The 23,326-nt window shown below is 43.0% G+C and carries 21 protein-coding genes; 2 read left to right on the top strand and 19 right to left on the bottom strand.

Annotated elements, in window-relative coordinates; all coding sequences use genetic code 11:
- Nucleotides 1-71 precede the first annotated feature (71 nt).
- A complete protein-coding gene (locus ACE3MZ_RS20620; RefSeq protein WP_411343961.1) occupies nt 72-2,033 on the top strand; it encodes a glycosyltransferase in 1,962 nt (653 codons plus the stop codon).
- A gap of 21 nt (nt 2,034-2,054) precedes the next feature.
- Entirely contained in the window at nt 2,055-2,903 is an 849-nt protein-coding gene (locus ACE3MZ_RS20625; protein WP_411343962.1) for a beta-1,6-N-acetylglucosaminyltransferase, read from the top strand.
- Nucleotides 2,904-3,079: 176 nt separating this feature from the next.
- On the opposite strand, the gene ACE3MZ_RS20630 is transcribed toward ACE3MZ_RS20625, so the two are convergent.
- From ACE3MZ_RS20630 to metK, 19 genes are all read right to left on the bottom strand, one after another.
- Complete coding sequence (locus ACE3MZ_RS20630; RefSeq protein ID WP_411343963.1) at nt 3,080-3,412, bottom strand: hypothetical protein; 333 nt, start codon at nt 3,410-3,412, stop codon at nt 3,080-3,082.
- Nucleotides 3,409-3,807 (bottom strand): flagellar export chaperone FliS, encoded by a 399-nt coding sequence (fliS, locus tag ACE3MZ_RS20635; RefSeq protein ID WP_367064349.1) that lies wholly within the window; start codon nt 3,805-3,807, stop codon nt 3,409-3,411. The genes ACE3MZ_RS20630 and fliS overlap by 4 nt, the downstream gene beginning before the upstream one ends.
- 25 nt (nt 3,808-3,832) lie before the next feature.
- Nucleotides 3,833-5,605: a flagellar filament capping protein FliD gene (gene fliD, locus ACE3MZ_RS20640; protein ID WP_411343964.1), complete on the bottom strand. Its 1,773-nt coding sequence runs from the start codon at nt 5,603-5,605 to the stop codon at nt 3,833-3,835.
- A gap of 12 nt (nt 5,606-5,617) precedes the next feature.
- Entirely contained in the window at nt 5,618-5,980 is a 363-nt protein-coding gene (locus ACE3MZ_RS20645; RefSeq protein WP_411343965.1) for a flagellar protein FlaG, read from the bottom strand.
- 257 nt (nt 5,981-6,237) lie between these two features.
- Entirely contained in the window at nt 6,238-7,008 is a 771-nt protein-coding gene (locus ACE3MZ_RS20650; protein ID WP_411343966.1) for a flagellin, read from the bottom strand.
- A gap of 327 nt (nt 7,009-7,335) precedes the next feature.
- On the bottom strand, nt 7,336-8,106 hold the full coding sequence (locus ACE3MZ_RS20655; protein WP_411343967.1) for a flagellin: 771 nt from the start codon (nt 8,104-8,106) through the stop codon (nt 7,336-7,338).
- A gap of 175 nt (nt 8,107-8,281) precedes the next feature.
- A complete protein-coding gene (csrA, locus tag ACE3MZ_RS20660) occupies nt 8,282-8,527 on the bottom strand; it encodes a carbon storage regulator CsrA (RefSeq protein WP_411343968.1) in 246 nt (81 codons plus the stop codon).
- Between the two features lie 2 nt (nt 8,528-8,529).
- Nucleotides 8,530-8,976, bottom strand: a complete 447-nt coding sequence (gene fliW / locus ACE3MZ_RS20665; RefSeq protein ID WP_411343969.1) for a flagellar assembly protein FliW — start codon at nt 8,974-8,976, stop codon at nt 8,530-8,532.
- Between the two features lie 92 nt (nt 8,977-9,068).
- Nucleotides 9,069-9,977, bottom strand: coding sequence for a flagellar hook-associated protein FlgL (flgL, locus tag ACE3MZ_RS20670; RefSeq protein WP_411343970.1), 909 nt, complete (start codon nt 9,975-9,977; stop codon nt 9,069-9,071).
- A gap of 21 nt (nt 9,978-9,998) precedes the next feature.
- Nucleotides 9,999-11,546 carry a flagellar hook-associated protein FlgK gene (gene flgK / locus ACE3MZ_RS20675; RefSeq protein WP_411343971.1) on the bottom strand — a complete coding sequence of 516 codons (1,548 nt, stop codon included), beginning with the start codon at nt 11,544-11,546 and terminating at the stop codon, nt 9,999-10,001.
- Between the two features lie 15 nt (nt 11,547-11,561).
- Nucleotides 11,562-12,068 (bottom strand): flagellar protein FlgN, encoded by a 507-nt coding sequence (locus ACE3MZ_RS20680; RefSeq protein WP_411343972.1) that lies wholly within the window; start codon nt 12,066-12,068, stop codon nt 11,562-11,564.
- Nucleotides 12,069-12,071: 3 nt separating this feature from the next.
- Nucleotides 12,072-12,359: a flagellar biosynthesis anti-sigma factor FlgM gene (gene flgM, locus ACE3MZ_RS20685; RefSeq protein WP_411343973.1), complete on the bottom strand. Its 288-nt coding sequence runs from the start codon at nt 12,357-12,359 to the stop codon at nt 12,072-12,074.
- Between the two features lie 345 nt (nt 12,360-12,704).
- Nucleotides 12,705-13,121 (bottom strand): TIGR03826 family flagellar region protein, encoded by a 417-nt coding sequence (locus ACE3MZ_RS20690; protein ID WP_411343974.1) that lies wholly within the window; start codon nt 13,119-13,121, stop codon nt 12,705-12,707.
- Nucleotides 13,122-13,389: 268 nt separating this feature from the next.
- Entirely contained in the window at nt 13,390-13,908 is a 519-nt protein-coding gene (locus ACE3MZ_RS20695; RefSeq protein ID WP_411343975.1) for a ComF family protein, read from the bottom strand.
- A 407-nt stretch (nt 13,909-14,315) separates the two neighbouring features.
- The gene (locus ACE3MZ_RS20700; RefSeq protein WP_411343976.1) at nt 14,316-16,361 is read right to left on the bottom strand and encodes a DEAD/DEAH box helicase; all 2,046 of its coding nucleotides are present in this window, start codon (nt 16,359-16,361) and stop codon (nt 14,316-14,318) included.
- Between the two features lie 119 nt (nt 16,362-16,480).
- Nucleotides 16,481-17,206, bottom strand: coding sequence for a response regulator transcription factor (locus ACE3MZ_RS20705; protein ID WP_322906498.1), 726 nt, complete (start codon nt 17,204-17,206; stop codon nt 16,481-16,483).
- 13 nt (nt 17,207-17,219) lie between these two features.
- Entirely contained in the window at nt 17,220-18,371 is a 1,152-nt protein-coding gene (locus ACE3MZ_RS20710) for a sensor histidine kinase (protein WP_411343977.1), read from the bottom strand.
- Nucleotides 18,372-18,432: 61 nt separating this feature from the next.
- Nucleotides 18,433-21,114: a stalk domain-containing protein gene (locus ACE3MZ_RS20715; protein ID WP_411343978.1), complete on the bottom strand. Its 2,682-nt coding sequence runs from the start codon at nt 21,112-21,114 to the stop codon at nt 18,433-18,435.
- Between the two features lie 601 nt (nt 21,115-21,715).
- Nucleotides 21,716-22,918, bottom strand: a complete 1,203-nt coding sequence (metK, locus tag ACE3MZ_RS20720) for a methionine adenosyltransferase (RefSeq protein WP_411343979.1) — start codon at nt 22,916-22,918, stop codon at nt 21,716-21,718.
- Nucleotides 22,919-23,326 lie beyond the last annotated feature (408 nt).

Below are 23,326 nucleotides of genomic sequence, written 5' to 3' on the forward strand. Positions count from 1 at the left end.
TTCGCTTCTCTAGCATGAATACCTTCTATTTATTTGGGTGGAACATACAGGTCACCATAACGGAGGACAATATGAAACTGATTAGTCTATGCATGATTGTAAAAAATGAAGAAGATGTGCTCTCCCGCTGCCTTGATAGCGTCAAATCGATTGTTGACGAAATCGTAGTTGTCGATACTGGTTCGACTGACGGTACGCGCGCAATCGCTGAACAGTACGGTGCCAACATGTTTGACTTTGCGTGGATCAATGACTTTTCCGCCGCCAAAAATGAAGCCATTCGTCATGCCAGCGGTCAATGGATTCTATTCCTAGATGCAGATGAATATTTCCGTGGCAATGATGCACTGGAATTAAGAAACTATCTGTCCCAACAACAACCACAGCCAAATGTAGTCTTTAATTTGCCTGTTATTAACTACACTGGTTCTGCCAAAGAAAATCATATTATGGAAAGCTCTGCCGATCGCGTCTTCCCCAATCATATGAATATCTGGTATGAACGTCCGATTCATGAACAGATTGTATCCAGACAACCGGATATGCAGTTGTACAACTTCAAGCTTCCATATCGGATTCATCATTCCGGTTATTTGCATGAGACGCTGGAAAAGAAAAACAAGCACGAACGCAATATGCAGATTTTCAACAATTATGAGAAAAACAACAAATTAGAAGCCTACGACTTCTTCACACTTGGCAACGAATATTACGCTACGCAAAATTATGCGCGTGCAATTGAATATTTTCAAAAAGCGATTCAACAGGCAGAATCGGTCAAAGTCGCTTGGTATCCCCATGCACTAATTGCTCTAATCAATACGTATTATCATTCTGGACGCTTGAATGATTCATGGAAATTGATTGAAGATAAGCTGGTATTATTCAAAGAATATCCTGAATATTATACGTTCCGTGGTATCCATTACGAATGGTTCGGTCATTTTGACGAAGCCAAACAAGCGTATCAACAGGCGATTCAGGTCGCGGAAAAGAAAGCTGCACAGCATCTAACATTCTGGATATACAGCCCAAGTATGGGCTTCGATATTCCAATTGAACGCCTTGGCGATATCGCTCTCCGTTTTGGCGAAGCTCAAACTTATATTTCGTGGTCACTCAAATTGTTAGCGCAAAATAATGAGAATATTACGCTATTGATCCGTACACTGGAGCAAATTTCGTTAGTCGATTCTGCCGAAGGCATTATTCGATTACTGCGCGGATTTTACGATGATCAGAATATGTATCATACAATGTTGCTATTTGAAGCCTCACTGGCAATCGCCAATGCTGAGATGGCGCATCATTTTCTGGCACTGCTCGGTTCGGAGTATGAGCTATCTGCGCAACAACAATTACGCCTTGCTTTAATCGGCAAAGATGATGCAGAATTGACCTTCGCACTCCAAACTGCTGAAAAAGAACAAAATCGTTCACTCGGGTTAAATAAGCAATTGATTCTGGCAGCGCTCATCCAGCGTAATCTCACGTTGCTGAAGCTTGTAGACGCAGGCACGACCGATGCAACCATCTGGCAAACCATTGCGGAACGATTGTTACGCGAGGATGCCAATAACACAACTACCGATACTACTGCGAAGGATGATCACGAAGAGATCGATAATGAGCAATTATTTTTACTTGCCAAAGACCTGTTCCTGCTAAAACAATTTGATACGTTTGACCAGCTCATTCATCGGTTTTCGCAACCCGGTCTTGTTAATATGCTCGCGAATTATTTCTACACTCGCGATTGCAAAGACATTGCATTTAATTACTATTCCCTACTGCTCTCAAAACAGCAATTGGATGTGATCAGTCTGGAAAATCTGGGCTTTTATCATATTCAAGAAAACTTGCCGGATGAAGCTGTTGAGTTTCTAGTCGAAGCATTGCGTCTTGATCCTAACCGCATTTATCTCTATGCTACCCTTATCCGTTATGCTGATAGCGAGATCAAACAGCAATACATTCAGCAGTTCAGAGACCGCTTTGGCAAATTAACCAGCGTATCCTTTTTACGACTTTGATTCTGGATAAAGGAGACTATTATGAAGATTGCATATTTTATTATGGCTCACCATAAACCGGATCAATTGCAGCGCTTGCTTCAAGCGATCTACTCCCCACAGCATCTATATTTGATTCATGTGGATAGCAAGGCAGATGCTTATCTGCACGATATGGTATCGTTTTTTGCCGAGAATAACGACAATATCAAAATATTAACCAGCCGCTCGGTTCGCTGGGCAGCATGGTCTCAAGTTCAGCTAGAGCTGGACGCCATTCGCGAACTACTACATCTGGATCGCGAATGGGATTATTATGTGAATCTGAGCGGCCAGGATTTCCCACTCGTCAAACAGGAGCAGCTGGAGCAGATATTAGAAGGTGATACAAGTAACTATGTACGGATTGAGACCCTACCGCCTGCCGAAAAGAACGTCCGTCAAAACTTTTATTGGGTTGAAGATATGGGGCAAATCAAGCGAATGGGCGAACGTGAGCCATTTGAATCGTATTTTGAAAGTGATATTACACCAGTATGCGGTTCTAGCTGGAAAATGATTACCCGCTCGTTAGCGCACTTTGCTGTGTATTCCACATTTTCTTATGAACTTCAGGAATACTGTCGCTACTGTCTGGCACCGGATGAGATGTTTTTTCAATTGCTATTGTACAACTCCGATTATGTACTGACCCATAGCAATATGCTGCATCGATTTTTTGAAATGGAAACGATGCAGGAAGGTGCAATGAGCCGACCACGCATTCTAACCAGTGCAGATTTGGACAAGATTCTGCAATCGGATTGCGTGTTTGCACGTAAGTTTGATGATGCTATAGATAGCGAAATTTTGACATTGCTAGAAAAGCATCTCGGATTGCCAACTGCTTAATGCTTATTCGTCTATCTCTTAGACGCATTATATCATTCATTCTTTCCATGTATGGCATAAGCCAATCAATCTCTAATGCTAACTCTTACGTCTCTTATTCATCTTATTGCCAACAGAAAAGCAGCCGCTGGATGATCATCCCGGCTGCTTTTTATCGTATACATTTTAAAGCAATATTAACGACTATATGGGTTATTGTAGCTCATTGCTGCACCTTTGTTATCGCTGTATGCTTTACTTTGCATATGATACTGGCGAATTTTGCGAAGCTGCAATGCGGCATCATCTTTGATTTCATTCATACGTCCTACAATAATCTCATCGTACGAAAGAATATCGCGAATCATCTGCTTTTCTTCCTCATTGACCTGCTCTTTTTGCTCCAGATCGCTCATTGCTCCATTGCGTAGAGCAATCAGAGCGATCAGCTCGTTCTCCTCTGCTTCGGCGATATTCTCAGCCGTATACACGGTCTGATTGTACAGCTTGCGCAGCGAGCGTTCAATCATAATGAAACTTCCTGTTGTACCGCTTCGCCGGAACCGACAATACGGATACATTCTTTCCAAGTATCGCGCAATTCGGTCAGATGTCCGATAATTTCCTCGGCATCTTCCGCATTTTTGCGGATATTGGCTTGGATCAATTTGTAGTTCATGTATTCGTACAAACGAGCTAGTTCTTTGGAGATCGGATATTTGTGATCCAGAGCAGCAGTCAATTCGTTAATAATGGCTTGTGCACGCACCAAACTTTTGTTTGCCAGTTCGTATTGTTTATCGTTAATGGCGACGATTCCTTGTTTCGTAAAACGAATCGCTCCATCGTACAGCATAATAATAAGTTGCCCAGGGGAAGCCGTTTGCACCGATGACTGTTGATATTTTTGAAATGCTAAGTTCAAAATTCTTCACTCCTTAAGAGAATAATTAGCCTGAGTAGCTGGATAAGCTGGTTGACATCGAGTTATATTTACTTACAGCCGATTCCATTGCCGTGAATTTAGTATAGTAGCTATTTTCGATACGCGTCATAAATTCCTTGAAGTCGGAAATCTTATCTGTCATCGCTGTAATTTGACGACTCAATTCCGAGTTGGAAGCAAAATCAGTGTTGGTTGAAGTACTTGTTGTAGATGTACCTACTGAGCTGTACAGGGAAGTCAGTGCCGTATTAGCAATCTTGGACATCCTTGTGAATACACCAGAACTGGTACTGGAAGCGGAAGTATCACTGCTTGTTTTGCCAAACAGTTCTGCGACACGATCCGGATTGGCTTCGATAGCTGCAGTCAGTTTGTCTTCATCCTGAATGACCAGCTTCCCTTTTTCGCTATACGTACCAGTCGTGATACCGAGCGTCTGTAAGTTCAGCGTAGTGCCATCAGAAGTAGTTACTGACGCAAGCGATGTCATACGCAAATCAGATACCATTTTGGACAATGTCGTATCGTTGCGTAAGCTACCACTTTTTGCTTTCGTTTCCCACAATGCAATTTGATCATCGGTCATACTTTCTTTTTGTGTATCTGTCAGTGGCGTATAACTACGGTATACACTTTCATCCAGTTCGGAATTGACTTTATCAATTAGTGTATTGTAATCGCTAATAAACGATTTAATAGTCGAGAGAATAGAGCTTGTATCAGATTTAACGTTGATATTGGTTACACCGCCAGTACCGGATACGCTATTCAGTGTCACGCTCACACCATTGACGGTGAAATTGTTGCTGGAATATTCCATATCCATACCGTTAACATTAACCTTGGCTACTTTACCAGCAGCGGACAATCCATCTTGCTTAAAACCATTAGAGTTGGTAAATAGGTCACCGCTTAAGCTAACTGCTGTTGTAGAGCTAGTATCGGTATTATTGATTGTCAGTTCGCCAGTAGAGGAGCTGAATCCGGCGGTAACACCGGCGCTGCTGGCATTGATCTTACTTACCAAACTTGCTACTGTATCTGTATCATCAAAGCTAATCGAAGTTCCGTTAATAGAAACCGTATTGCTGCTATAGCTGATTGTACCTGCCGATTTTAAATCTCCCAGCGTTTTGGAAGAATCAGAGGATGAAATCCCGGTATCTAGCGAAACACCGGTTGCATTGGACGATAGTCCTTTAAGATCGCCGCCAACACTTACTGATGTTCCTGTGCTATTGGAAGAGATCGACAGCTTGCCGGAAGTAGAATCATAGATGGCTGTGACACCAGCTGACGTGTTAGAGTTGATTTTGGTAACAAGTGAACTCATTGTATCACTCGAACCGTCATATGAAATCTGAACACCGTTTACTTCAACATAGCCTGTATTTCCAAGAGAAGTACCTAGGGTTTGCGTGGAACTTTTAACACCAGTAGATAATTGAAGATTGCCGGAAGTTGCCAGCTGGTCGACACGTACAGCCAGTGAACCTGTAGCTGTACTGGATGCCGTTGCAGTAACCGCTGTTGTATTACCAGTAACTGCTGTTGTCTTGGCACTTAGTGCTGTCGATTTGGAATACGTAGACAGCTTGTTATTACGAAAATCAACGATGGATGTAGTTAGAGTACGATAATCCTCCTGTTTCCATTCCATCTTTGTTTTTTGCTGATTCAGCTTGTCCAGCTTGGTTTGCTGAGCCTCCATCAGTTTTTTGACGATTGAGTCTACATCCAGACCGGAAGTCAATCCGGATAATCTTGTAACTGCCATTGCAATTCCTCCCTATACTTTTTTATCGACCAAAATGCCTGCATTTTCAAGCATTTTCGCAACGGCATCCAGTGTTTTTTCAGGTGGAATTTCACGAATAAGGTTACCGTTGTCTTTATCATAAACTTTGATCATAATCGCATTTAATTTATCATGTACCGATATTTGGAGGCTAACATTCGGACCTTGCATAGCCCGCGTGATTCGCTCCATCTCCTCGACTTTTTTCTTATCATCGACGGACACCACTTGAACTGACGGATCACTTGCCGTATCTTCCTGAATTGGAATGGCATTAATCTGCACAGGTTCGCTTGGAGTAATATGTAGCAGATTGGGATTGGCTGAGCCTGTTGCTGAAACGTTCATCTTCATTAGAACACCTCTTTTCCCGGTATAATACCCGGTGGGATGAATGATTTCATATCTTGCCTGTTATTATATATATCGGCTCTATTGGAAGAGCATTGAATATAAATTTCATATTTCCCGGTAAATAATAGGTAAAATAGTGCGTAGTACCTTATCGTAATATCCATTTTTTCGCAATCGGGAAATGATACATAATATAAAAACAAGAGGTCCTAGGATTCCAGGACCTCTTGACTTGGCGAGATCGCCACCGCTTAATATTAACGCAGCAGGGACAGTACGCCTTGTGGTGCAGAGTTAGCTTGGGACAGCATGGATTGTGCTGCTTGTACCAAGATGTTGTTTTTAGTCAGTTTTACCATCTCAGAAGCCATATCAGTGTCACGGATGTTGGATTCCGCTGCTGTCAGGTTCTCAGTAGTTGTACCCAGGTTGTTCGAAGTGTATTCCAGACGGTTTTGCTTAGCACCCAGTTTCGCGCGCTCTGTTGCTACCGATTGGATTGCTGTTTCGATGCTGCTCAGGCTTGTTGTAGAAGTCAGGTTTTTGAAGCTTGTAGTAGTGATAGCACCGATCGAGATGGTTACACCAGTTTTGTCGCCAACTTGGATGGTAACACCCTTCGTGATGCTGATACCGTTGAAGGTTGTTTGGGACATGATGTTGTCGATTTGTGTACCCAGCTCGCCCAACTCTTGGTTGATGTTCGCTTTGTCAGTGGAAGAGTAAGTTCCGCTGGCTTTTTGTACATTCAGTTCTTTCATACGTGTCAGCATGGAGCTGACTTCGTTCATTGCACCCTCAGCTGTTTGTACATACGAGATACCATCTTGTGCGTTACGGGAAGCTTGTTCCAGACCGCGAATTTGACCGCGCATCGATTCAGAGATCGACAGACCCGCTGCATCATCTGCTGCACGGTTGATACGCATACCGGAAGACAATTTCTCCATACTTTTGCTCGAAGAAGCACTGTTCAGGTTCAGGTTACGCTGAGTGTTTAACGCTGCAATATTGTGGTTGATAATCATGATATTATTTCCTCCTTGAAGGTACGTTCCCACGTCCATGTGGTTTATTTTGGCGATTCAGCGAGCTGATTGCTCCCGCCTTACCGCTCTATAATATATATCGTCGCTTGTACCTGAATTGTTTATAGCAAATGGAACCTTTTTATCCCATTTTTATAATTAATTTTGCGTTCGTCACCTATAGACAGTCGTATACAAATAGATGTAAGAGTCATGATGATTTTAGATCGCATCATCAGATTCTGTTTGAAGAAGTGACATGCAAAGAAAAAAAGACCCTGAACATTCCAGGGTCTTTTAGATTGGCGAGATCGCCACCGCTTAATATTAACGCAGCAGGGACAGTACGCCTTGTGGTGCAGAGTTAGCTTGGGACAGCATGGATTGTGCTGCTTGTACCAAGATGTTGTTTTTAGTCAGTTTTACCATCTCAGAAGCCATGTCAGTATCACGGATGTTGGATTCCGCTGCTGTCAGGTTCTCAGTAGTTGTACCCAGGTTGTTCGAAGTGTATTCCAGACGGTTTTGCTTAGCACCCAGTTTCGCGCGCTCTGTTGCTACCGATTGGATCGCTGTTTCAATGCTGCTCAGTGTAGAAGCAGAAGTCAAACCTTTGAAGCTACCTGTAGTGATGGCACCGATCGAGATGGTTACGCCAGTTTTGTCGCCAACTTGGATCGTAACACCCTTCGTGATGCTGATACCGTTGAAGGTTGTTTGGGACATGATGTTGTCGATTTGTGTACCCAACTCGCCCAACTCTTGGTTGATGTTCGCTTTGTCAGTGGAAGAGTAAGTTCCGCTGGCTTTTTGTACGTTCAGTTCTTTCATACGTGTCAGCATGGAGCTGACTTCGTTCATTGCACCCTCAGCTGTTTGTACATACGAGATACCGTCTTGTGCGTTACGGGAAGCTTGTTCCAGACCGCGAATTTGACCGCGCATCGATTCAGAGATCGACAGACCCGCTGCATCATCTGCTGCACGGTTGATACGCATACCGGAAGACAATTTCTCCATACTTTTGCTTGAAGAAGCACTGTTCAGGTTCAGGTTACGCTGAGTGTTTAACGCTGCAATATTGTGGTTGATAATCATGATATTATTTCCTCCTTGAAGGTACGTTCCCACGTCCATGTGGTTTATTTTGGCGATTTAGCGAGCCGATCGTACCCGCCTTACCGCTCTATAATATATATCGTCACTGTCTCAGGCTTTGTTTATAGCCATTTTACATTTTTTTAAAATTAATTTTAATAATATATTTCTGGATTTAAGCGTCTTTCTGTTTGGTCAGTTGGCTTTGTTGCTTTTTCCATTGTTCCAACAGTTCCGGTCCTACCGCAGCATGCTGATTACTTAATTGGATCGTTTCGTAAACCTCTTTACGATAAATATCAATGTTCTTAGGCGCAGCAATGCCGATTTTGATTGTATCGGCGTCAACGGACAGAACTGTAATTTCAATTTGATCATCAATGATGATGGATTCGCCTTTTTTACGCGATAGTACGAGCATAATTACAACTCCTCCTTCGTCTGTTTATTCGTCCGGGATTGTAGTGGATGCTTGGTTGTGTAAGGAGTATTTTGCAAAATAATCTGTTTTGCCTGCTGTTGCTCCACATTGAATATGATAGGAGCTGCCAGATTCATTGTGATCTTCTCGGATTGCGTATGCCAGGTTACGATACAACGTACCGCCACATGCTGTTCATCATTGATCTCCAGCTCTTCCTGAACATCTTGAGGCAATTCAAATTCATATTGCGGGAAAAATACGAATGGATCGACTATGATAAAACTAACATGCGGATTATCGACTGCTTGTAATAAACTAAATGATTCATATTGCGGAACAACAGTGTACTGATTCAGTTCAGGGAACCCAGGAATGCCTTTGGCAAAATGGTAGCTGTTCTCTTCCAAAGTAGTTGTATGATCCGGTGAAATGGATGAATTGGACATGGATGCAGAATCCTCCTTAGTTTCAAGAAAAGGCTACGGACAGAGGTAGTCCATAGCCTTTTAAATTTACCTTTATGGTGTATATTGTAAGTTTAACTCAAGAAATTAACAAGAGACATCTTCATAACAGAAGCAGAAGTTTGCAGTGCTGCCTGATAAATCGTTTGTGCTGTTGTTGTCTTGATCAACACTTCTGAAATATCGGCATCTTCAACATCAGATTGAAGTGTTGTTACATTCAGTTCGCGGTCTTCCAAACGACTCTTCACCAATTCCACACGGTTCGTTTTGGCACCGACTTCGGAACGAGCAGCTGACATTTTGGTCGCTCTGCTCTGGATATTATCCAACTCGCTACTGACTGTAGAAGAATCTCCACTGTCCATCGCTGTAGTCAGACGATCAATTACTGAAAATACATTGTCAGTATCCGTACTGCTACCAAAAAAGTCATTACCACTCGTACTCACACCAAGCGATACCTGTTCACTGATACCATAGGTAATAGAACCAGTATCGGTTGCAACATTGGAATAACTCGTTACAGAATCAGATAATTGATATGGTTTTGTTTCAGACTGTTGACCATTGAAAATATATTTGCCGGTCAATTGGCTGTTACCGATATCAACCAGTTGTTTTTTCAACTCTTTCAGCTCATCACTGATCGCTGTCAAACCGCCACTTTCCGTTGTGCCTGTACTTGCTTGTGTTGTTAGTTCTTTGATCCGAGTCATAATATCGCCAGCTTGACCCATAACGGTATCGGAATAATTGAGCCAACTTTCCGCATTATCGGTGTTAGTCTGATATTGCTTGTTGGAATTCAGCTCAGCACGATAGCGGAGTGAATACGTTGTACCGACCGGATCATCCGATGCTTTGTTAATTTTTTTACCAGTTGACGATTGATTATTCAGATCATTCATTGTATTCATGTTGTTATTCAGGTTGCGCAGTGTCTGATTCGACATCATCGTTGAGGTAATACGGATTCCCATATGCGATCTACTCCTTATTTATTAAAGTCCAACTCTACCCGTGCTGTTAATCAAACGGTCCAGCATTTGGTCCATTGTCGTCATGAAGCGTGAAGCAGCACTGTAAGCATGCTGGAATTTGAGCAGATCGGTCATTTCTTCATCCAGCGAAACGCCACTGATGGATTGACGACTAGAATCTACCTGATCGGTTAATGTCTGTGCATTCGTTGATTGACGTGTCGCTTCTTGCGAATCAACAGCCAATTGACCTACCATACCATTAAAATAATCTTGGATCGTTGTTGGCGTGCTACCACCAAAATCCATTTTGTCGCCTTGTAATTCAGACATGATCAAAGCAAGTCCACCGTTACCGGCAACAACCTTCTCATTGGTTCCTGTACCTGTCGTACGCAGAGAGAAGGCAATTTGGCTTGGATCATTCTGAAGTGTTGTATTCAACGTAATATTGCCTGCTGTAATCGTACCACTACCATCCGAAGTACTGAAAAAGTCGCCGCCAGCTTCACCGGAACTATTATAGCCCAGTTTATGCAGACCGTTAATTCCATTGACAGTAACCGTCAAGTCAGAAGTTAATGTCCGGTTGCCTGCTGCATCGGAATAAGTCACACCGTTTAGTACTGTTCCTTCTGGAATGACCGAACCTGATGGCAATGTTACACTAACCGAACCGTTGGCAATCGTATTCGCCAATTGATTGAGCTGCGTTTTTTGATCAGCAACGTACTGGTCACGAGAATACAACATACCTTGAATTTCTCCGCCAGTCAGTGTGCCATTCTCATAAGCTGTTTGCACACCAGCAGCTGTAAGCGGAGTAACGGTACCGCTAGTTACTACCTGTTGTCCACCAAAAGTCACCTGATAACCTGTGCTCAATTCAGTCACCGATACGTTACCATATTTGGACAGTTGATCGATAGCATAGTCACGTTGGTCACGAAGATCGTTGGCATCATTGCCTTGAGCTTCGATTTTCATAATGTTCTGGTTGAGTGTTCCTACGGTTGATAACAGTGAGTTGGCAGTCGATACATCCAGTGCTACGCTCGATGTCAAATCTGTACTCAATGTATCCAGTTGTTTGCTCATCTGATTCATTGCATCAGTAAGAGCAAGTGTATTTTCTTTTAATACTTTCTGGTTGGTTGTGCTTTGCGGATCATTGCTAAGGCTGGACCAAGCAGTCCAGTAGTTGTTCAATACGGTTTGCAAACCGGTATCCGAAGGTTCGTTGACGATCGTCTCCAGCTTGCTAAGAGTATCCGCTTTGACGCTCCAGCTTCCCTGGGAAGCATTCTCATTACGGTATTGTGTATCCAGGAACATGGAGCGAACACGCTGAATCGAGGTTGCTTCCACACCTGTACCGATTTGTCCGGAGTTGGTCGAATTGCGGAAGGCCACTGCTTCCAGGGGATTAGTGGCACTTGTATGTACCACCTGCCGCGAATAACCAGCTGTATTTGCGTTGGCAATGTTATGAGAAACAGTATTTAAAGATGTCGTTGTGGTGCTCAGACTCCGGCGTGACGTCTCAATGGAATGAAATGTTGATGTCATATGATCCTCCTAATATTAACCTCGTGTATCAAATAATCCCGAGCGGGTAGCGCCATATGCTTTGTCTGCCGGATGCTGGTACGTTGCTTCCTGTTCCGGAACAAGCGTCATCATTTCCAATGAAAGATCCACGTAATCCAAAGCCTGTTGAATGAGCTGTTTATTAAGGTCATTAAGCTGTTGGAACTGCTGCAGGGTATCGAACAGTTCGGAGCTAACATCCAGCAGTTGTTGCTTCTCAGCGGGATCAAATACAAGGCGAGCTAGTTCAGCAAGATTCAGACGCAGTTTGGACTTAATGCCTCTGTCCAGCAGGAAGGCGTATACCAATTGCTCACGTTCCTGTTCCTGTTGTCCAATATGCTTGGCTAATTTGGATTCCTGATTCATTACAGCAATCAGTTCATTCACATTGTTTTTGATGACGGCCTGCTTTTTGCTTTCTCCCAGTTCAATCATTTGCAGGTGACTTTCATTCAGTTCTTTTAACTTGGCCACCAGCGGCTGCACAGTTCCACTCATTGATTAATTCCCCGTTCCTTTTAAGAAAGGCAGTAGTTTGTCAGCCAGGGCTCCTGCATCCACTTGATACGTCCCAGCAGCTACTTGCGCTTTCAGACTTTGAATTTTTTGTGCACGTTCTGCATCAGCAGACGCTTGCGTTGCATTGGCTTGCAACATTTCCATAGCTTCCGGCGAGATCGAAACTTCGTCTTTGCGATTAGCTTTCTTTTCGTTCGTTACGGCTTTGGCTTCTGCACTGCGTTGATATGGGTTAATTGCCCCTACACGTTGTGTATCGTTAATTTTCATAGTTTTTTACACACTCCTTAGTAAATTTGAGAAAGAGTTCCTACTTCATGGTGTCATATGCGTCGGGAAGGTGGACCGTCTTTTCAAAATTAGGAAGTCCTTTTGAGATAACAGGAAGGTTGGGTGATAGTCGGAATAAGAAGGTTCCTGGTATCATTAAGACAACCGAATTTGTTGTTACTAAGATTATCGACCACTTTCGCATCAATTTTTATAGTCTTAAAGTGGTTAATTACGTAGTAATTTTTTTCGTTTCTTAAGTCCCAATCCTGCACAGCTATGCAAGCTTTAACACTCTGATAGTACTAGGAAATGTCGTTATTTGACTAGGAATAGGAAATATTTCTAGTCTTTTCGGAATTTGTCGACAATTCGGTATGCTCCCTGGTTCTTAGTACCGTGTTCTTCTTTCGGCTGTTCTGCCGGTTCTTCATAAGCATGACGAATATCTTTGGTAAGGCGTGAGCGGCATGAATCGCACATATTGCCTTCGCGGATAACTGTCCCGCATACTTCACAGGCATATCCCATATTGGGCGCATTGGCGATGGAGATGCGACCTTCACGAATAAATTGAGTGATCTGCTTGATAGGAACTTCCGTCGCTTCGGACAGATCGGTAATGGTAGCTCCTCTATTTTGGCGCAGATAATGATTGCAATCCTCGTATTGACGCTCAATCTTTTTGATACAGTCACTGCACATTCCTCTTAAATTCAATACATACAATTTCCCGCACTGAGGACAATTTCCTAAGTTCATTGCTGTTTGCCTCCTGTCATTCTGTACAATCTATATGGCCCAGCTTCACAGTTATTAAATAAGATGTCTTTATTTATATCGTAAATTAAGCGTCATTTTATTAGTGTTATATGTTAAAATTGTGAGATTTGCGTATGTGTGTAGGCTGAGTTCTATAAATTGTCATACGTTTGACGACATGGAAGCAAACAGAGCATAGATATGATCACCACTTTATAGATTCATTAAAACAACCTTTTGATAAATAAAGTTGTAGCTACTTGCTGCATCAAGAACGTGCACAAGTAAGTGAGAAGATGCGAAGCTGACTATATTGTCGCTGCGCACTTTCCTGTAAAGCAATCGCACAGCTATTTATTGTACTTCCTGTTGTATAGATATCATCAATAAGCAGTAGCTGCATGATTCGTGGCTGCTGCTTTTCTTTGGCATTATCAAATAGGAAGGGATGATTTAGCGTCCTATACAAGGACAAAGAACGAGATAATACATGTTTAGGCGAAAGCTTGGTATGCTGTTCCTGACGATAATGCTGTTTATTATCCTCATTCTCTTCCCATTGTGCAAGCCAGTCACCTGCCTGCGGCAAACATGAGAAAATACCTTGTACATTACGCTGCCTTCCAGCACGTCCTTGCGAGCTTTGCTTGTTTGTGTGACGATTACGCTCCAATAACGATATACAAGGGATTCGCAATTGTGCTGCCAGTTGTTCCGCCATCACTTGGGCTTGATCAAATCCACGACTTTGCAGGCGATCTGTACTAGCTGGCACCCAGGTAATCATGTCGGGTCGCCAGAACCTACGGTAATGTAAGGATAATTCGGTTTGCATGCGATAGTAGCCATGCTCCATCAATACTCCAAACAATGCAGCATATCGCTCATTACCTCGATATTTGTATTCGGCTAGCCATTGCCGTACATCCGGCGTATAAGAGACCGCACTACGATTAAGCATAAATGCACGCTGTGCAAACGACTGCCGCCGACAATCTGGACATAGCTCTGCTCTCCCGCATACTCTACATTTCAGATCAATGATCCATGGAATGCGTGCTGCACATGTGGAGCATAGACCGGGATATGCTCCATGCGACGCTATATTGCGATTGCAGACGATACAGCAATCATGTTGAGGGTACCAGGAAGTCTGCCATTGTTTATGTAAAAATGAGAAAATATTCCTGAGTCTCATTTTAGGTAGCCCTCCTTGCGTGCGGCTTTGTTCATATAGCGAATTTGCCGAATTGCTTCTTGTTGAGAAGCTGTCCGCTCGGTAGCAGCAAATATAACCTGCCCTGCTGGATCTTCTTTGGAACGTCCTGCTCGTCCAGCCATCTGAATAAGGGCAGCTGTACGGTAGACAGAATGATTGGCTTCTATTATATATACGTCGCTCTGCGGTACGGTAACTCCTCTCTCCAAAATCGTCGTTGTCACAAGTAAACGAATATGCCGATCACGAAATGCCATGACCTTTTCAGCGCGATATGCATCCTGTGAGGACGTTCCTACCACCACCAGATGAGGAAAATGATGTTGGATGAGTGTCACCATATCTGTAATCCAATCAATTCTTGGCACAAACCAGAATATTTGGGCATCACGTTCGATAGAATGACGTAGCTTAATGATCAACGATGGTGGAATGCTATTCTTTTGGCGCCAGTAGGAAAATGGAGCCATTCTCAACCAATGTGGAACAGGAAGAGGATGACCGTGAAAACGTGCTGGTACTTTGGCATGTGCGAGCGTTCCATATTGGATTTGCTTCTGTAATTCTTTAGAAGGAGTAGCTGATAAATATACATATTTCCCATGCGGCAAGCACACCTGACTAGCAGCATATTGCAACATAGGATTGCCTTCGTACGGAAAAGCATCGATTTCGTCGATAATAACCAGATCAAACGCCGCTCCATAACGAAGCAATTGATGCGTAGTTGCAATGACAATTTGTCCTTCCTGCCAGCGCTGCTCACTGCCACCATACAATACAGTTACCGTCTGTGCTGGAAAAGCTCTGCTGATGCGTGGTGCCAGCTCTAACACTACATCTCGCCGCGGTGTAGCGATCAGAACACGTCCTTGCTGCTGAATCATATAATCTACTAATGGAAATGTCATTTCGGTTTTGCCGGCGCCTGTCACTGCCCATATTAGAAAGCGAGATTGCTGATTGTAGGTTGATTGTTCCACAGTAGGATTTTGTTGAGCATACGTAATTTTCTTATGACTATACCTAGCAGCTAAATGATTATGTAATGCTGAATATATACGTTGTATACTTGTTATCTTTTTATATAGAAATGCTTCTGGATAAACCTGCAATTGATCTTGTAAAAATAATAATGCTGTTCCAGCTGCCTGTGCTTGTGGCACACTTAGTCCCCAACTGTCCTGAAGTTGCTGCAATGTTTCACGGGAAACATTGGTTGAACGTTCAATCGTTGGAGCAGCAATGCTTCTATTGGTAATCGGTGGACGAACTGCTTGCAACAATATCCCACATTCTCTGCTACGTCCCATAGTAAGGCATTCTTCACAATATCCGCAGCTTGATGATCCACAGCTGGCACACGGTGTATAGACGATCTTCGTACTGTTACATCGCCGACAACGACTTGAATGGGATGAATGATGATGATGCAATGACTGCGATTGTGCAGATAACATAGCTAGGCGTTGCTGGAAACGATCTACAACAGACATTTTGGCAGTTATTGGTTCTTGTACATAAACAGCACTGAGCAGACGAATCTGCTTTTGTAAATAAGCAAGCTGTACACAGCTACGCCAGCTATTCAGATACGGCGATTGACGATCTTCTATGACATTCTGAAATTCCGACACTAGCAATGATCTGCCATTTAACAAACCCGTAATGAAAATGGCACCACACACCAGTTGTCGTTTTGTAGATGAATCCATGATATTGCCCTTCATATCGCCTGAACGATACGTTGCTAATAAGCTCTGCCCTTGTTGTGTGTAGCCCTGTTCAGCTTGCCATAACAGCGATGGCGCTGGATGCAAATGAGACTTTACAATGTGTCTGTATTGCAAAGCCCAACCAGCTGGACGATCAGTAGCGATCAGCCAAATGCGCTGAACAGCTTTTCCCTTTCTATTGTTAGCTGTCCACCACAAAAGATCCACTCGCAAATCCAATGATACTTCGATTTGCAGTTCCTGTTCATATTCCACAGCGTATACATGTAATTTCGTACCAATCACTCCTCTTCAAAACATAAAAAAGCACACTATCCCTTCACAGGAACAGTGTGCTTCACTTGTTGTGTTCATTATGAACGCTTTACATCCGGCAAGCAATACCGGATTTGCGCAGTCTGGAATTACAGTGTAACCCAGCCATGTTTAATGGAATTAATAACAGCTTGTGTACGATCGTCCACTTCCATCTTCTGCAAAATACTGCTGACATGGTTTTTCACTGTTTTTTCACTGATGAACAGGTATTCACCGATCATCTTGTTACTTTTACCTTCTGCCATCAGACGCAGTACTTCAGCTTCACGGCGAGTCAATGGGTTATCGTCACCAGCTACGAATTTCACGCCAGTATCACCATTGTTGTTATTGTCTGCCAATGTACCCGTTTCATTCACATATGTCATGCGGCGCAGTTGCTGAATCAGCTTGCCCGTTACTTTTGGATGGATATAGGCGTGACCTTCCACTACCGAGCGGATGGCGTTAACCAAAGACTCGGCTTCCATATCTTTTAGCAAGTAGCCGGAAGCACCTTTGCGCAGCGTTTCAAACACATAGCTCTCATCGTCATGGATAGACAGAATGATAACCTTGATATCCGGGAAAAGCTCACGCAATTTCTCCGTTGCTTCTACACCGTTCTCGATTGGCATGTTGATATCCATCAACACTACTTCCGGTGGAGTGTGGTTACAGAACTCCAATACTTGAATGCCATCTCCACATTCACCGATAACCTCCAGATCATCCTCCATATTAAGGATGCGCTTTAGACCTTCGCGGAATAGTTGATGATCATCGGCCAATAGTATTTTGATCTTTTTAGAGCCGTAATCATGGTTTTCCATCCTGTTACTCCTTTCACTTTTCCACATTCGTTGGAATATGAATCACAATTTTCGTCCCCTGATTTTCGGCAGATTCAATTTCCATTCTACCGTCAAGCAATTCGACGCGTTCCCGCATACCAATCAGACCAAAATTATTATGGTCTTTGGTGCGCTGTTCTACTTTTTCCAGATTAAAGCCCTTTCCGTTATCTTCTACGGTCAGCTTCACAATCTGGGCCTGGAATGTAATGATGACTGTTACATACGTAGGCTCGGCATGCTTGGATGCATTCGTTAGCGCCTCCTGAACCAGGCGATAGATAGCAGCTTCCATGGCGGAACTAAGCCGGTATTCCTTGCCTCTGGTTTCAAAAATGGATCGGATTTTGGTTTTATCCTCATAATCCTGAACATACTTCCGCAGAGTTGGAATAAGCCCCAGATCATCAAGGGCCATCGGTCTTAAGTTAAAGATGACTTTTCTCATTTCTTCTAGACTAGAACGCACTTGCGCTTTTAAATCTATTATTTCGTCTTTGACCATAGCATAATCCTGCTTTGTAATCATTCTTTCCACAATTTCGGTCCTAAGAACTAGGTTTGCCAGCAATTGTGCTGGTCCGTCATGGATTTCGCGGGAAATACGTTTCCGTTCATCTTCCTGCGCCAGAATGATTTTCAAGCCGATTAATTGCCGATTTTTAGCTGATTCGATAATACGGGTTACTTGATTAAGCTCGCCGGACAGATATTCCAGTACAACTCCCATTTGCGAACCGATCGTTTCGGCACGCTCGATAGAGCTTTCTACATTCTTTACCCGTTTTTGCAGGTCGTCGCGCCGCGCTTTTAGATACATTTCTTTTTCGCGATATATCATCAGATCAAGCTGCAGCTGAGTCGCCCTCTCGTAGGCTTGCTTGATATCTTCTTCATTATACCGCACAAAGTCACGACTTACCTCAGTCAGTCTGATTCGGGAACTGCGATAACCGACTTCGAGCTGATCCACTTTCTCAATCGTCTCTGCTGTCTCACGCAATACCAATTCCAGTTCGGTATTGAGAGACAGCAGCTCACGACGAGAAGTGTCCAGAATCTCAAAGATCTGGTATTTGCTGTTTTCCATTACATTTGTCGCGTTCTTAATGACGTGATCTATCGCATCAGCGTGGAACTCCACTTGATCTTCTCCATTTCTGTAAGTCATTTATAATGATACTTTTATATCATATTATAACTTATCACGATTGGATAGTAATCGTCTTGGTTGTTTGATCCCATTTTACGTTTAATCCCAGCTGTTCTGACACGAGTCGCAGAGGGACTAAAGTCCTGCCAGATACAACAACCGGTGCCACAGAAGAGCTTTGACGCTTGCCATTTACTACAAATGCCTTGTCACCAACTGTCAAATCCATCAACTGACCAGAGCGCAAAATCGTCACACGCTGGCTACTTTGATTCCAGTTAGCCTGACCGCCAAAAGCATCAACAATATATTTGACAGGAATATACGTTGCATTGTCTTTTAACATTGGTGCGGCATCGATCGATTGAGATGTACCATTAAGTGTAGCTGTTTTTTTGCCAACTGTCATAGCTAGCGAACCGGTTGGATTCGTATACGTCGGCGTTTGAGCTGTGCCGGTTAGTTTAATGTTATCCAACTGAATCATGCCTGTCGCTGCGCGTTCATCCTGTCCTTCTTCCACATTGACTACATAGAAGCGTTTCAGTTTAGCCGGATATGCGATATTCAGTCCAGACAGATCCACGTTGAGTGTTTTCCAACCTTTCCAGTTAATACTCTTCGCCAGATCAATGTAGACCGTTTTGCCATTAGCGTCTGTTACTTCACCACGCAACCAGTTGTAACTTTGATCGCCATACACATCGACTGACATCGCTGTCGATCCAGCAGTCAATGCTTTGCCAGCAGTACCATTCAGCTGAACATAAGCATATTTCTTACCAGTACCGGCTGTCATGTCATAGCTTAATTGCAATGCTTTGGAATTAGAATGATCATCTGCTCCTTGAGTAACAGTCGCTGATCCAGTTACCGCACTTGGATTGCCAAGGAAGCTAATTCCGTAATTCACATTTTCAAAATCTTCCCATGTACTGCTAGCAGCTCCGCCGCTGGTCAAGACGATCATCGTACTAAAGCCGTCATAACGTGCAATCGCGTAACCGACGTCCGTACCGTTATTGACCGAATTAATCGTCAACTGATCACCTTTGACCGTTCCTTTAAAGCCGACAAATTCCCATTTCAGCATTTCAGGAGCGATTGTCAGATTGGAGCCATTTTTCAGTGTTGCAGTTACAGGTACCGAAAGCGTAGTACCTGCTTTCAAACTTGCCGTTTTGGTAGCTGGAGTCAGACTTTGGATCGCTTCTGCTCCGACCACTTCTACATTCATGCTGGTGCTGATGCCGTTACTAGTAGCAACGACTTTGGCTGTTCCTGATTTTAGCGCCTGGAACTGAGTGCCATTCCATTTGATATTGCTATTACCCGCTTTCCAGGTTGGCTTGATCGCATCGTTTTTGATCGGATTATAGTACGTATCATAACCCTTGGCCGTGTAGGTGGCTGTCTGACCAAGCAGAAGCTGCTTAGGCCCACTGATACTAAACCCTTTTACACTGCCCTGTGGCGCGCTTGTGTACACGCCTAGACCGTTGACTACGCTACGCTGCGTTGTACCACCATATTCTGTCTCAAACGTCAGGTCAGCCTGATCCTCGCCCAGCGGACGTGTAACCAATGTAGTCGAACCGCCGCCGTCCAAATTCAGACCTTTCCAAACACCGATGGAGGTCATAAAGGATTGCAGTTCGTATAGTGACATCCCTGCACTGTTGTTGTTGTCTTCTACTGCAACAATGTAAGCATACCGTCCATCCTGAGAATAACCGACTGCTGTACGTGCACGATTACCGCCAAGCGCCGATACACTACGTGAGAAAGAAGTTGCTTTTCCCTGATCAACCAGAATAGTATGACCACCAATCATCACTTCAAGATCAGATGGATTTACCGTTTTACCAGTAGATTTTACTTGTAGCGCATAATCAGCTGTCACTTTTTGTCCAACCGTCATATGTTGCTGAATAAATTTGGCTGCTGTACCATGAGCACGCAAAATATAGGCGCCTGCCGGTACCGTCTGATTAATGCCTTTATTCAGCGAAATCTGCTTAATCACACCATCCTGCACCAACACTTCAGTTGGTGTAGTAGAACTGTTAGCTGGACGCTCTACCGCTTTCCACGCATCCGTATAAATATACATTTTATTTGTATGGCTGAACGTTTTATCTGGTTCTGTCATATACGATGCTTGGTTAATACCAGCCAGATCAAAAGTCGAACCATCTTCTGCGGTTACTTTTCCAGTAAAGTTGAATTGCTCAATCATCGGTGTGCCACTTTTGGTAACGCCAAATGCATACATCCCGCTGAGCTGCGAAGGGCTAGACATCAGAACACCGTTCGAAACTTGAGCCCCCATCGGTACGCCTTCTGCACTTGTATTGAAGTAGTCACCGTTCACGCCAGCTACCGCACCTGTTTCCTGTGCCATGCCTTCTACGGATTGACGGGTTGTAAATTTACCGTTCTTACCAGTCATCACATTCAGATTCACGTATGGATTTTGTAAATCAACCTGTACCACATCAGCCAAAATGTTCACTGTTTTACCAGAGCGGCTAGTTTGATATCGGTATTGCAGCAATTTGGCTCCTGACGTAATAGTGCTTTCATCTAGTTTCGTCGTTGCAGCCGCACTTGCCGTATGTGTAGATAACAATGTGCCTGCGGGAATACCCAACTCGACTACAGGCTGAATCCACAACACACCTGCAACAGTCAAGGCAATCCATTTGGTCATTGTTTTTGTTTTGCCAATCATCAATTCAAACGCCCCTATCCTCAAAATTACTAGTCAATTGTTCAATATACATCTACATACATGCTAAAAAAAGCCTTATACAGTTAGACTTCACTACAGCGAAAAAGTTACGCTATTTGCAGTAATTCAGCAAAATAATGTCCATATCCATACTCCATAACAAACTTATCATTGTGCAAAGTCAATGCACACTAGTTGTAGTATAGTACAATGCCCTTTATTTCAGAAGTTATATTTATTCGTGGCATGACTAAGAGGGCTGTAATAGACGTTTTGAGATTGGCCTAATCAAATCTTAATAAAACAGTATATGTATACAAGATACTGCAAGCACCTTATTTTCTGATGAATAGAATAATCCCAAAATAACAGTATATTGAAAAGAAATAAAAGAAACCGCACGGTAAATGTCCCCGGCGGCTTCTCCTTTTAAAATTCCATATTTTCTTTAAGCGTAGTGCTACTATGAATAAAGCATATTATATTGAATCGCATACACCATCATAAAAACTATGTTGCCGGAATAAACAATCATTCCACTGCTATTTCAATATACAATCTCGCTTTTATTATTCATATCATTATGCATAAAATACAGATTTTACAGACCTGCTTCAGATTTCAACAGCTCTGCTTTGTCTACACGTTCCCAAGGCAAATCTATATCTGTACGACCAAAATGACCGTACGCAGCAGTTTGACGATAAATAGGACGACGCAGATCCAGCATACGGATAATGCCCGTTGGACGCAGATCAAAATGCTTACGAATCAGTTCCACCAGCTTATCTTCCGCTACTTTACCTGTACCATACGTATCTACATTAATGGAAACCGGGTTAGCTACACCAATAGCATAAGCCAACTGAATTTCACATTTATCAGCCAAACCTGCTGCAATGATGTTTTTGGCTACATAGCGTGCTGCATATGCAGCGGAGCGGTCAACTTTTGTAGGATCTTTACCGGAGAAAGCGCCCCCGCCATGACGTGCGTAGCCGCCATATGTATCCACAATGATTTTGCGACCAGTCAATCCGGCGTCACCCTGAGGACCACCAATCACAAAACGTCCTGTTGGGTTAATAAAGTATTTTGTTTCATCATCCAATAATTCAGCAGGTACTACCGGCAAAATTACATGTTTGCGGATATCGTCCTGAATTTGTTGCAACGATGTATCAGCTGCATGCTGAGTGGAGACTACAATCGCATCGACACGAATCGGTTTGTTATCCTGATATTCCACAGTTACCTGTGTTTTACCATCTGGGCGCAAATAGTTTAGTGTGCCATCTTTACGTACTTCCGACAAACGGCGAGCAATGCGATGAGACAATGCGATAGGCAAAGGCATCAATTCAGGAGTCTCGTTCGTTGCAAATCCAAACATCAGACCCTGATCACCGGCACCAATATTTTCAGTTTCCAACTTGAGTTGCTCTGGATCACGTGTTTCCAATGCAGAGTTTACACCTTGTGCAATATCTGCAGATTGTTCATTCAAAGAAGTTAGTACTGCACATGTATTGTAATCGAAACCGTACTTGGCACGTGTATAACCAATTTCTTTTATCGTGTTACGCACAATTGCCGGAATATCAACGTATTCCGATTTGCTGCTGATTTCACCGATAACAAGAACCAGACCTGTGGCAACAGATACTTCACAAGCCACACGCGCATTAGGATCATTTTCCAAAAATGCATCCAGTACAGCATCCGAAATTTGGTCACAAATTTTATCAGGATGTCCTTCTGTTACAGACTCTGATGTGAATAGATGTTTTTTAATCGTGGACAACAGATTCAACCTCCCATATGGATATTAAGGTGAGCGTATTGTGCAAAATCCCCAGCATCCCAGCAGAGCGTTCCCACACAAAAAATGAACCCTTTCCACCCGGAAAAGGTTACTTTTACAAGCCTCACAGGTCATGATAACTCATTTAATAATAAGTGTCAAACCAATTAATACACAAATTCCAGTCGGAATTAAAGGTTTTAATCTGATAGAGTATTTTAATCCAAGATTATACTAATAATAGACTATGAGTAAGGTGATATATATGCCCATACTATTTTCTACTGTAATGTTATTGCCAATAAACAGTGTCCAAGGTTATACGTACAATTAAAACGTAATCTAGTACATATCAAACAATATTGAAAACAATCATGTAGAAGCATAAATAGTATCTATGCTTCTTTC

The sequence above is a fragment of the Paenibacillus sp. WLX1005 genome, from assembly GCF_046603685.1.
Taxonomy (GTDB): Bacteria; Bacillota; Bacilli; order Paenibacillales; family Paenibacillaceae; genus Saccharibacillus.